The sequence below is a fragment of the Vibrio metschnikovii CIP 69.14 genome (genome assembly GCF_000176155.1).
In the GTDB taxonomy this organism is placed as follows: domain Bacteria; phylum Pseudomonadota; class Gammaproteobacteria; order Enterobacterales; family Vibrionaceae; genus Vibrio; species Vibrio metschnikovii.
The window spans coordinates 849481-861631 of the sequence record NZ_ACZO01000006.1; the positions used below are offsets into that span (position 1 = coordinate 849481).

A 12151-nucleotide genomic window follows, 5' to 3' on the forward strand; every position below is an offset into this window, starting at 1 on the left:
CCCGCTTATTCGGGCTCTTTCCTCTCTAAAAACCACTGCCGAGCTTGTTTATTACAATCAGCGATATCTATCTTTTGTTGATGGATAAACTGCTCAGCGATATGGTTATAAAAACTTAACTTTTCAGTATCATTTGAACGAATACCATGTCCCATGCCTGATATCGGCACTTGAATTAATTCTGGGTAACGTTGAGCATGAAGGGCATCAATGAGATCGTTAGGATCGTAAATAATATAGCCTTGGGCTGCGCCAAGATCTTTATCATGGTATTTCCCCTGCCAATCAAATTTTTGTGCCGCTTCGGTACTAGCACGTGTATCCCATGGCACCAACTGTTTATTTTTGGTACTCACTGGGTAAAACAGCAGCACATGATTAAGCTGCAGTAAATTTGCAAACGCCCCAATCGCAAACCCACCCCGGCTTAAGCCATAACCTAAGCGCAGAGGAAACGGGGTCAGCAATGGCGCAAGTTGCTCAAGGAAATCAATTAAACTCGGACTACGAAACCAGTTCGTCATTCCTAGGTGCTGAAAAGCAATCACATTAACCTGTTGCTGCTGAGCGAAATCATACCCCCAAGGGACATAATCAGCATGCAACTCTTGCTCACGAACATCACTGCCCGAAGGTGAAAATAGAAATAGTAACGGCTGGTCGGTATCCACAAGCTGGTAACGGACAAATACATCATCAATCAGGTTCGAGCCTGTTAAAGGTAACCTAGCTTGTAACGCCGAATGAGAAAGCGACAAAGCTTCATTGAGCCAATACAGTAACTTCATTACTCACCACGACGAAAAATTAAAGCGCGCACCTTAGCAAAAATTCAACAGAAATGATAGGTTAAGAGATGATCGTTTGTTGAGGTAGTTGAGTGCGCTAACCTTGATGAATGAATTAGGGTTATCTCTTGCTCGGGCGGTTAAAAACGCTTTACAGATATGGCTGACACACCGCATACTCTCGGTAATTTCAAGTTACCCACAATCGTCTTATGATCCAGTCTGCTCTGTTTGCATTGTTTATCGCTCTGGTCAGTTTTCCTGACTGGCTTAACTTAAATGCTATTCAAGAGAAACCGCTGGCGGTATCTGCTCAGACTCATCACCACTTGGCTAGCGAACAAGCACATCCTGAACAATATTCACTCGCGGTGATCGCACGCAGTGAGCCAAACCGCGCAACACCCATTCGCCTAATCTCTGATGATAATGACGATATCGCGCTAAAGAAAGACGCCCCCTTTTATCTTGCTCTTGCACTGAGTGTCGCGGCGATCATATTGTGGTTTTACTTTAGTCAATCCACGCTGTTTTTTATCCGCAAAGCTCTGCGATTTTCCAACCTCTATTCACGTTTCGCTCACGCTTAGCTTTTTTCAATCAAACCGTTCGTTATTATTTTTTTGATTGAGGAAAGGTATTGTGAATACGCTATTGTCTATTTTTTCTGCCTTATGGCATCAAGATCTGATTGCATTACAGCACATCGATCTTTCGTTATTGTATCTCTGCATCGGGTTATTGATTTTTGTTGAGAGTGCTTTCCTGCCTGCTGCGCCTTTACCGTGTGATAGCATCGTTATCTTGTGTGGTAGCCTTGCTGCTGTCGGCATTTTGAATTTATACGCCGTGATTGGCGTGCTGATCATCGCCGGATGGTTAGGAGGAGCAATGGCATTTTACCAAGGTCATCAATTGAAAGAATGGCGTATGGTGGCTTCTTGGTTAGGGAAAGTTCCGGCTAAACAATGGGATACAACAGATCGCTTGATTCATAAATACGGCATGCTGGCGATGTTTATGGCGCGTTTCTTGCCGGTTGTGCGCTCTTTATTGCCGATGGTCATGGGCCTGAGAAATGCGATATCTCCAACGCGTTTTTTATTGGTTACCCCCTTGAGTGCCATCGCATGGGTTCTTTTTCTGGTCTTTTCAGGTTATGGCGTGTCATTACTACCTGATAACTTATCGAAAATTGCCAATCATATTTTGATTCTCGCCCCGTTGATGACGTTGTTGATTGGTGTCGTAAGCCTACTCATTGGTTGGTCTGTCCGCCGACGTGCTCAGCAAAAAATATCGCCTATTCATCGCGAATCAAATTAATCAGCTTTCATTCTCTATTATCAAAAAAGGCCATGTAAACACAGTTACTTGGCCTTTTACTTTTTTCGTAACCTTAATGACAGAGGTTAAATTTCCCGATAAACGCCCATCTCAATTAATCGATCCGAGGGAATATTCAACCGCTCAGACGTTCGTAATGCATGCTTGCTTAGCAAAATAAATAGCTTTGCCTTAAAGTCATGCCATAAGCCGATTTTTTTGTGCTTGGATATGCTCAGCAGAAAGGAAAAAAATCGTTTCATTAGGATGGAGAAATAGCCCTTTTAAAGCACAAGAGTGCATCACTTGGTCTATTTCTAAGGTTTCTTGATATCCCGTATGAATGATCACCTGCCAAAACGTCTCTGACAGTTGAGTTATCTCCGCTCGACGACAGGGATGAACATAAGGCTGCGATTCACTTTGAAAAGTCATCAAGACATTACGCTCATGCAACACCTTATTGTATTTTAAGTTATGGATCAGTGACCGAGGCACATGAACGCTCGAACGAGAAAAATACACAGCGGTACGTTGGGTACGTTGAAAGGTTTCCCCTTCGAGTGATGTGATCATTGCCGGTAACGATAAATCACTCCCGGATTGTTCCAATAAACGCTGTTTCTGTTGCTGCCAGATATACATAATAAGGAATACACCACCACCAAGCACGATTGGTAGCCAGCCACCATGACTAAATTTAGTCGATGTCGAGATCAGTAATAATACGTCCAAAGAGATGAAAATAGCGCCCATGACAATGACGTAACGTAACCGCCAATGCCAGCCATAACGCATCACCACCAAGATTAATAATGAAGAGATGGTCATAATCGCAGTTACCGCAATCCCATAAGCGGCGGCTAAATTTGCCGAGGATTTAAAACTCGCCATCACCATCATCACTGAAGCGAATAGTAATAGATTCGCTGCTGGCACATAAATTTGTCCTTGAGAGTGCGCTGAAGTATGAGTGATTTTTAATGGTGGCAGATAACCATAGTTCATCGCTTGACGAGTCAATGAGAAAATACCAGAGATCACCGCTTGAGAAGCGATGATCGCCGCTAACGTTGCCAAAATAATCAACGGCCACAGTAACGAATGGGGGACTAATCCATAGAAAGTTTGCCTTTCTATGCCTTGTGTTTGAAGTAAATACGCACCTTGCCCAAAGTAGTTAAATAGCAAACTGGGTAAAACAATAGTAAACCAAGCCCATCGAATCGGTGTAATCCCAATATGGCCCATATCGGCGTATAACGCTTCAACGCCAGTCACCGACAGTACGACAACACCGAGTATAATTAAGCTATAAGCGCCGTGAGTAGCAATAAAATGCCAAGCGTAATATGGATTTACTGCAGCCAAAACCTGTGGTTGCTTGATGATAGCGATGAAACCTAAAACGCCCAGTGTGATAAACCAGAGCAACATAATTGGCGCAAAAAAACGGCCAATCAACTCTGTTCCCAATACTTGAATAGCAAATAACGCACAGATGATCGCTAAGGCAATTGGCAAGACATAAGGCGCTAAGCTGGCTTTAGCCACGGCTATCCCTTCAACCGCAGAGAGCACCGACATCGCTGGTGTAATCACCGCTTCACCAAAAAAGAACCCTGCGGCTAATAAACCCAATAGCAGAACCACGGGTTTGAATGAATGAGGACAATGAGTCTTGGCAATACTCGCTAAGGTTAAGATACCGCCTTCACCATTTTGATCCGCTTGGGTGATGAACAATAAATACTTTACCGACACGATGATAATAAATGCCCAAAAGACTAACGAGAGTATTCCCAATACATTGGTTGGATTAATAATAAGGGGATGATGGCTAAAAAACACTTCTTTCAATGCGTATAAAGGGCTAGTTCCAATATCACCATAAACAATACCGACAGCCAATAGAGCAAGCGAAGACGTACTTTTTTGTGATGGTTTCATTTTCCTATTGCGCTTTCAGCGCATCCTATCTGAATAGAGATCCCCCATACTAATCAGATGGATTTAAAGAAAATGTATAAAACAAGACGAGAGATATATAGAAAATATAAAATTTCAGCGCCAAAGGACATTCAGTTGCAGTCAATGCTCAATGAGTCATGCGACTTATCTTCGCTCAACGGCTCCTTTTGACAATCAAATCAATTGTTGCACTTAGTATGGCCATGGAGATAGCTGAACGCTATCTCCAAAAAATGATTATGGCGCTGGAACTCTCACCGAGCCTTCCATTAATATCCGAGCACTGCGACTCATCACCGCTTTAGTGATCCGCCAAATAGGTTGTGTGTCTTCTTCAATAACGGTCGACTCAATCGTAGCGCCGACCGTTAATAGGCCAGAAGGATGCCCCAAAGTAACTTGACTTCGTTGACCACCTCCCGCGGCTTGGTTGACGAGCGTGCCAGGAACGCAAGCCGCCGCGGCAATCGCAACGGCAGCGGTTCCCATCATCGCATGGTGTAATTTCCCCATTGATAGAGCGCGCACCAGGAGCTCAACTTCAGCACTCTTAATCTGTTTTCCACTAGAGGTGAGATAGGCTTTCGATGGCGCTACAAAAGCAATTTTAGGCGTATGTTGACGCGCTTTAGCTTGTTCTAAATGCTCAATCAAACCCATTTTTAACGCGCCATAAGCACGGATTATTTCTAACTTAGCGAGCATTTCAAGATCGGCGTTGACCACCTCTTGCCCTTCATCGCCTTGATAACCCAGTCGGTGAGCATCAAGAAAAATGGTCGGAATCCCTGCATTAATCAACGTCACTTCAATATCACCAAGACCGGGGATAGATAAGCAGTCACGTAGATTTCCTGTCGGAAATATCGCCTCCTGCCCCTCAGCTGGATCAACAAACTCGACCTGAATTTCAGCCGCAGGAAAAGCAACACCATCGAGCTGAAAATCACCGATTTCTTGAACTTGACCGTTGACGATTGGTACGTGAATGATCAGCGTTTTTTGAATGTTGGTTTGCCATACTTTTACCGCCACCACGCCCTGTTCAGGGATACGAGCAGGGTCAATCAATCCCGCCTCTATCGCAAAAGGACCGACCGCAGCGGAAAGGTTACCGCAATTACCACTCCAATCAATCTGTGGTTGATCGATGGCAACTTGACCAAATAAATAATCAACATCGTGATCCGCTTGCTGACTTTTTGAAATCAATGCCACTTTACTGGTACTGGAACTTCCCCCTCCCATACCATCGATCTGCTTGCCATAGGCATCAGGACTACCAATCACTCTCAATAACAGTCTATCGCGATACTCGCCAGATAATTGGGCATCAATAGGGAGATCGGAGAGCTTAAAAAACACGCCGTTACTGGTGCCACCTCTTAAATAGGTGGCGGGAATTTTTATTTGCCGCACTGAACCAACGGTACTGTCTGAGGTACTAGAAACTATAGAATGAACATTACTCATAACGGCTTCTCTTTAGTTAAAAACTGTTCGGCAAAACGAGGTAATACCCCACCCGCTTGATAAACGTCGAGTTCATCTTCGGTTTCAAGGCGGCAAATCACTGAAACAGAGAAAGAAGACTGATCTCGGCGAGTGATGGTCAACGTGAGTATCGCATTTGGCTGGATCACTCCGCGGACATCAAATAACTCGCTGCCGTCTAAATCAAGGGTTAAACGGTTCATCCCTGTCATAAATTGCAGCGGCAATACCCCCATACCAACTAAATTGGTGCGATGAATGCGCTCAAAGCCTTCGGCAACAATCGCCTCAACGCCAGCTAAACGTACCCCTTTCGCCGCCCAATCACGAGATGAGCCTTGGCCATAATCGGCACCAGCAATAATGATTAACGGTTGTTTACGTTCTAGATAGGTTTCTATTGCTTCCCATAGTCGAGTGACTCGCCCTTCTGGCTCAATCCGCGCTAGCGAGCCTTGTATCACTTCGCCGTTCTCTTTGACCATTTCATTCAATAGTTTGGGGTTAGCAAGCGTGGCGCGTTGCGCTGTTAAATGATCGCCACGATGAGTCGCATAAGAGTTAAAGTCCGCTTCGGGAACGCCCATGCTGGCTAAATACTCTCCGGCGGCACTGCTCGCTAAAATCGCATTCGAGGGAGAAAGGTGATCGGTCGTGACATTGTCACCTAAAATCGCTAACGGACGCATGGCAGTTAAACTCGGCTTGCCAGCTAGCGCACCTTGCCAATAAGGAGGGCGTCGGATATAAGTACTGTGAGGACGCCAATCATAAAGCGGTGATGCTTGCTGAGTCGAATCCTGTAGCTGAAACATTTGAATATACACGTGCTGATATTGCTGCGGCTTAACGCAACTCTCGACCACGGCATCAATCTCTTCATCACTCGGCCAGATATCCGCTAAGTAAATCGGGGTGCCCTGACTGTCCACACCAAGCGCATCTCGCTCAATATCAAAGCGAATGCTGCCAGCAATCGCGTAGGCGACGACCAGCGGTGGTGACGCTAAAAAAGCGTGTTTGGCATGAGGATGAATCCGCCCATCAAAGTTACGATTACCAGATAAGACTGCAGTGGTATAGAGATCACGGGCAAGAATTTCTCGCTCAATGGCCGGATCCAACGCACCGCTCATTCCATTACAGGTTGTACAAGCGTAGCCAACAATCCCAAATCCTAGCGTTTCAAGTTCGGTTAATAAGTTGGCTTCTTCTAAGTACAGTTTGGCGACTTTAGAGCCGGGCGCAAAGGAGCTTTTCACCCAAGGCTGACGTATCAAGCCACGCTGATTGGCTTTTTTAGCAAGTAATCCCGCCGCGACCAAATTGCGCGGATTACTGGTATTGGTGCATGAGGTGATCGCTGCGATGATCACCGCCCCATCAGGTAAGCCGAATTGAGTACTCTCTTGTCTTAGCGTATCGGCGATACCGCGCTCAACCAATTGTGAGGTAGGTAAACAGCGATGGGGTTGAGAAGGCCCAGCCATGGTGCGTTCGACTTGAGAGAGATCAAAGGTTAAGACTCTTTCATACTGCACCTCGAGTAACGCATCAGCCCATAAGCCAGTCTGTTTAGCGTATTGCTCAACTAACGCGATTTGATCTGGTTCGCGGCCCGTGAGCTGAAGATAACGTAGCGTTTGCTGATCGATATAGAACAAACCCGCGCTAGCACCATATTCTGGCGTCATGTTGGCGATGGTGGCGCGATCGCCAATCGTCAGTTGATGGGCTCCTTCACCAAAAAATTCTAAATAGGCTGAGACTACTCGCTGCGTACGCAAAAACTCGGTTAATGCTAATACAATATCGGTCGCGGTAATTCCAGCTTGGCGCTGGCCGATAAGCTTTACCCCGACAATATCCGGTAAACGCATCATCGATGGTCGGCCTAGCATGACGGTTTCCGCTTCTAAGCCGCCAACACCAATGGCAATAACCCCAAGAGCATTAATATGAGGGGTATGGCTATCGGTCCCCACACAAGTATCAGGGAAGGCAACGCCTTGCTTCAGTTGGATGACTGGCGACATTTTTTCTAAATTGATTTGATGCATAATGCCATTACCAGCGGGGATCACGCTGACATTTTTAAACGCGTGTTTGCACCATTCAATGAAATGAAAACGATCTTCATTGCGTCGGTCTTCAATCGCACGATTTTTTACTAAAGCATCGGCGTCAAAACCAGCGTGCTCGACCGCTAACGAATGGTCAACAATCAATTGCGTTTCGACGATGGGGTTGACTTGCGCCGGATCGCCGCCTTGCTCCGCAATCGCATCACGCAGTCCGGCTAAATCAACCAAAGCGGTTTGACCTAAAATATCATGGCACACTACACGCGCAGGATACCAAGGAAAATCCCGATCTTGCTTACGCTCAATCAACTGTGTTAATGCTGACGTAAGTTGCTCACCAGGACAACAGCGCACCAGATTTTCGGCCAGTATCCGCGAGGTATAAGGCAGCCTCTGATACGCATCAGGCTTGATGGCATTAATCGCTGCGCGAGCGTCAAAGTAATTTATCTCGGTTCCGGGTAAGGTTTGTCTAAAACGACTCTTCATTCTCTTTCTTTGATCCTCAATAATCCACCACAGTGAGTGACAACGTCACGATTAGCCACGCTGATCTATCGGAACCCAATCTTGAGGATCGGGCCCAATATAGTCCGCGCTTGGGCGAATAATTCGATTATTAGCCCGCTGTTCAAACACATGTGCAGCCCAACCCGTTAAACGGCTCAGCACAAAAATCGGGGTAAAGAGTTTGGTCGGAATACCCATAAAGTGATAGGCCGAAGCGTGGAAAAAATCGGCATTACAAAATAAGTTTTTTTCGCGCTGCATTACGGCTTCAACTTGTTCAGAAACCGCATAAAGATGGCTATCGCCCACCTGCTCGGATAAGCGCTTAGACCATTGTTTGATCAAGGCGTTACGTGGATCGCATTCACGGTAAATCGCATGCCCAAAGCCCATGATGGTCTGCTTTTCTGCCAACATCCGCAGCAGATGTTGCTCGGCTTCCTCGGCCGTCGTCCACGGCTCTATCATCGCCATTGCTGCTTCATTGGCTCCACCGTGTAGTGGCCCTCGTAATGAACCAATCGCGGCAGTAATACAAGAATGCAGATCAGACAAGGTCGAGGCGCACACGCGAGCGGTAAAGGTTGACGCATTAAACTCATGCTCAGCGTATAAAATTAATGAACAATGCATAACTTGTTTAAACAGCGCACTCGGCGCTTGATCGCTGAGCATTGCCAAAAAATAACCACCGATAGAATCTTCATCGTATTGCTGGGTATCAACCCTGACTCCGTGATGACTGAAACGATACCAATAAGCAATGATGGCAGGAAACAGAGCTAACATTCGCTCGGCGCTGGCTAACTGCTGAGCAAACTCTTGCTCTGGTTCGATATTACCCAGCATCGAACAGCCAGTGCGTAAGACATCCATCGGATGAGCCGTCGCGGGGATCCGCTCTAAGATCTCGGTAAGCGCGGGAGGTAAGCTTCGTAAATCCATTAATCGCGCTTTAAAGCTGTCTAACTCTCGCTGAGTCGGTAAGTGCCCAATCAATAATAAGTGCGCCACTTCTTCAAATTGAGCATGGTTGGCTAAATCGGTAATGTCATAACCGCGGTAGGTCAAACCAGTACCGGTTTTACCCACCGTACACAGTGCCGTACTGCCAGCACTTTGACCACGTAATCCCGCGCCTGCGGATGAAGGACAAGACATAATGATGAACTCCTTTTCGCATTAAGTTTTGTTGATTCAGTATTGGATGTTAAAGCGGCAATCCTCTTGTCGCGATAAACCACCGCGCTGTACTTATCATTCCAGCGTAGAAAAGTTTAAGATTTGCCTTTCGAAAATAGCGTATCCAGCGTTTGCTCATAGGCGTGATAATCCAGATAGTGGTAGAGATCCTGACGGGTTTGCATCGCATCTAATAACGCCTGCTGATGCTCGTTGTCCAATAGGTGGCGGTAAACGGTTTCTGCAGCGTGGTTCATGGCACGAAACGCACTGAGAGGGTACAAGGCCATGGCAACGTTAACTTCCGCCAATTGCGCTTTGCTATACAGTGGGGTTTGGCCGAACTCGGTCATATTGGCAAGAATCGGTACGTTTTTTCCGGTTGCTGATTGTAATGCCAAAGCGAGCTGTTGATATTGATCCAATTCTGTCATCGCTTCGGGAAACAACATATCGGCCCCAGCCTCAACATAAGCAATCGCTCTTTCAATGGCTTTGTCCATCCCTTCGTTGGCCAGTGCATCGGTACGCGCCATGATCACAAAATCACTATCATGACGAGCATCGACCGCAGCTTTGAGTCGGTCAACCATCTCTTGTTGGCTAACAATGGCTTTATTTGGACGATGACCACAACGTTTTTGAGCCACTTGATCTTCCAAATGAACCGCCGCCGCCCCTGCTTTTTCCATTAGCTTTATCGTTCGAGCAATCGAAAACGCGCCGCCAAATCCGGTATCAATATCCACTAACAAGGGTAAATCACAGGCATTCGTGATCCGCTCGACATCGATCAGTACATCATTTAATGCTGTGATGCCAAGATCCGGCAATCCATAGGATGCATTCGCGACGCCTGCACCGGATAGATAAATAGCCTGATGGCCGATCTGTTTAGCCATCATCGCGCAATACGCATTAATCGTACCGACAATGGGTAAAGGTTGCTGCAGGTGAAGGGCAAGCTTAAATTTAGCTCCCGGACTGATGCTCATAAACACTCCTTAGTATGGCTGTCGAGCTGGATTTGCTGTTCAATTAAACGCCGGCTGTAAGTAATATGTCTACGCATCAACATCTCCGCCAACTCTTCATCACGGTGACGTATCGCCTGCAGAATAAATTTATGCTCTTCAAGGGCGGCAATCGGTCGAGAATGAGAACGAGGCGATTGATATCGATACATACGCAGCAAATGGTAAAGCTCATCGCACAGCAAACGAATCAATTGTGGGTTACGACTGGCTTGAATGATTCGATAGTGAAAGTCAAAATCACCGTATTGATGAAAATAGCCCGCCCCATCGACTTGTTCGATATGACGAGAATGCGTGATAAGTAGTTGCTCTAAGCTAGACAATTCGTCTTCGGTAATATGACGCGCCGCTAAACGAGCCGCCATTCCTTCCAACGCTTCTCTTACGCCGTACAGATCCACCAGCTTTTCTTGACAAAGCTTAATCACTCTGGCCCCAACATGAGGAATACGCTCGATTAAACCTAAGCCTTCAATCCGCATCAGCGCTTCACGTAAAGGCCCTCGACTAACCTGAAAATGTTTAGCTAACTCAGGCTCAGAGATTTTACTTCCAGGAGCAATGTCGCCAGAGACAATCGCCTCTATCAAAAACTCAGTTAAACTTTCCGATTTAGTATGTTCTTTTTCGTTATCTACGTGTTTATTCACTTGGCTCTTCTACCTTGCATCAGTCATTACGCTGAGATCATCAAGCTTATGGGTGGTTAATACGAACAACCTCAACTTGCTGATACCGCTTACCATAAACAAGCAATTGTCGACAATCAAGTAAATCGGCGACAATTTAGACTAAGGTCGCACAAAAAACATCGCAATAACAATCAAAAAATCGAATAAAAACCGCTTATTTTCAGGGAAAGTTAAACATTAGTGATTGTGGCGTTATATTGTCGATTTATCCCAATGAAACATTGTCGACAATCAATGCGTCATACTTAAAGATGAACCCACGATTTCTTAGAGCAGCAAACAGGGAAAATACAAAAAATAATTGGCATATGCTAATTACTAGCGCACAATATTCACTTCTCACTCTTCTCTCACCACAATAGGAATATTGATATGATCTATGCCATTCCCAGCCAAGGTCAAAAACTCAGTCCCCATTTTTCCAAAGCATCCGAATTTTTATTGATTAACTCTGTGACCGAGCAGCAAAGTGTTGTCATCACTGAACCTCATGACCCAGCTCAACGCTGCGCTCAAAAAGCGGCGCTGCTTGAGCTGTTACGGCAACATAAAGTCGATGCTGTAATCGTAAAAAATATTGGTCAGGCGATGCTATCGACGCTATTTAAGCTAGGTATCAAAGTCTTCGCCTATCCAGCTCGCCGCTCATTGGCTCAGCTAACTCTTACTGAACTTCAGGAAATCACCGATCTGGCTTACGCTCGTCCTTCGATTCATAAAAATCAGAAATCCTGCCAAACAAAGCAAGGTTGTCATTCTTCGCAGGCAAGGACTAAACTCAACCCAACAACGTTAAAAAAGTTACAGCGTATTTTTACGATTCACCGCTAACCCATACGAAGAACAAAAGGAGTCATAAACATGGTGTACTTGATCGCTTTTGGTGTTTTTCTATTGATGGTGCTCTTAATGAGCATTGGCGTGATGGCTCGGCGAAAACCGATTCAAGGTAGTTGTGGCGGTCTAGCAAAGGTTGAGATTGATAAAGTCTGTAATTGTAAGACACCGTGTCAAGATCACACTAAATCGACTCAAACCGACGAGCTGAAATAGCAAAAATAGCAAAA

General features: G+C 45.7%; 10 protein-coding genes and 1 pseudogene. 4 read left to right on the forward strand and 7 right to left on the reverse strand.

Annotation, left to right across the window (positions count from 1 at the left end):
- Window positions 1-5 precede the first annotated feature (5 nt).
- A complete protein-coding gene (locus VIB_RS07295) occupies window positions 6-788 on the reverse strand; it encodes a hypothetical protein (protein WP_004395316.1) in 783 nt (260 codons plus the stop codon).
- A 212-nt stretch (window positions 789-1000) separates the two neighbouring features.
- Between VIB_RS07295 and VIB_RS07300 the strand changes: the two genes are divergently transcribed.
- Window positions 1001-1378 carry a hypothetical protein gene (locus VIB_RS07300; RefSeq protein ID WP_040904324.1) on the forward strand — a complete coding sequence of 126 codons (378 nt, stop codon included), beginning with the start codon at window positions 1001-1003 and terminating at the stop codon, window positions 1376-1378.
- Between the two features lie 52 nt (window positions 1379-1430).
- Window positions 1431-2114 carry a DedA family protein gene (locus tag VIB_RS07305; RefSeq protein ID WP_004395317.1) on the forward strand — a complete coding sequence of 228 codons (684 nt, stop codon included), beginning with the start codon at window positions 1431-1433 and terminating at the stop codon, window positions 2112-2114.
- A gap of 86 nt (window positions 2115-2200) precedes the next feature.
- Here VIB_RS07305 and VIB_RS07310 read toward each other — a convergent pair.
- From VIB_RS07310 to VIB_RS07335, 6 genes and pseudogenes are all read right to left on the reverse strand, one after another.
- A pseudogene (locus VIB_RS07310) lies at window positions 2201-4064 on the reverse strand (potassium transporter Kup).
- A gap of 258 nt (window positions 4065-4322) precedes the next feature.
- Entirely contained in the window at window positions 4323-5504 is a 1182-nt protein-coding gene (gene prpF / locus VIB_RS07315) for a 2-methylaconitate cis-trans isomerase PrpF (protein ID WP_040904831.1), read from the reverse strand.
- Between the two features lie 50 nt (window positions 5505-5554).
- Complete coding sequence (gene acnD, locus VIB_RS07320; protein WP_004395320.1) at window positions 5555-8152, reverse strand: Fe/S-dependent 2-methylisocitrate dehydratase AcnD; 2598 nt, start codon at window positions 8150-8152, stop codon at window positions 5555-5557.
- A 51-nt stretch (window positions 8153-8203) separates the two neighbouring features.
- On the reverse strand, window positions 8204-9334 hold the full coding sequence (gene prpC / locus VIB_RS07325) for a bifunctional 2-methylcitrate synthase/citrate synthase (RefSeq protein WP_004395321.1): 1131 nt from the start codon (window positions 9332-9334) through the stop codon (window positions 8204-8206).
- A gap of 116 nt (window positions 9335-9450) precedes the next feature.
- Window positions 9451-10350 (reverse strand): methylisocitrate lyase, encoded by a 900-nt coding sequence (prpB, locus tag VIB_RS07330; RefSeq protein ID WP_004395322.1) that lies wholly within the window; start codon window positions 10348-10350, stop codon window positions 9451-9453.
- A complete protein-coding gene (locus VIB_RS07335) occupies window positions 10347-11042 on the reverse strand; it encodes a GntR family transcriptional regulator (RefSeq protein WP_004395323.1) in 696 nt (231 codons plus the stop codon). The genes prpB and VIB_RS07335 overlap by 4 nt, the downstream gene beginning before the upstream one ends.
- A gap of 414 nt (window positions 11043-11456) precedes the next feature.
- On the opposite strand from VIB_RS07335, the gene VIB_RS07340 reads away from it, so the two are divergent.
- Together VIB_RS07340 and nqrM are read left to right on the forward strand one after the other, a co-directional pair.
- A complete protein-coding gene (locus VIB_RS07340) occupies window positions 11457-11915 on the forward strand; it encodes a NifB/NifX family molybdenum-iron cluster-binding protein (RefSeq protein WP_040904326.1) in 459 nt (152 codons plus the stop codon).
- Window positions 11916-11945: 30 nt separating this feature from the next.
- Window positions 11946-12137 carry a (Na+)-NQR maturation NqrM gene (nqrM, locus tag VIB_RS07345; protein WP_004395325.1) on the forward strand — a complete coding sequence of 64 codons (192 nt, stop codon included), beginning with the start codon at window positions 11946-11948 and terminating at the stop codon, window positions 12135-12137.
- The last annotated feature ends 14 nt before the right edge of the window (window positions 12138-12151 follow it).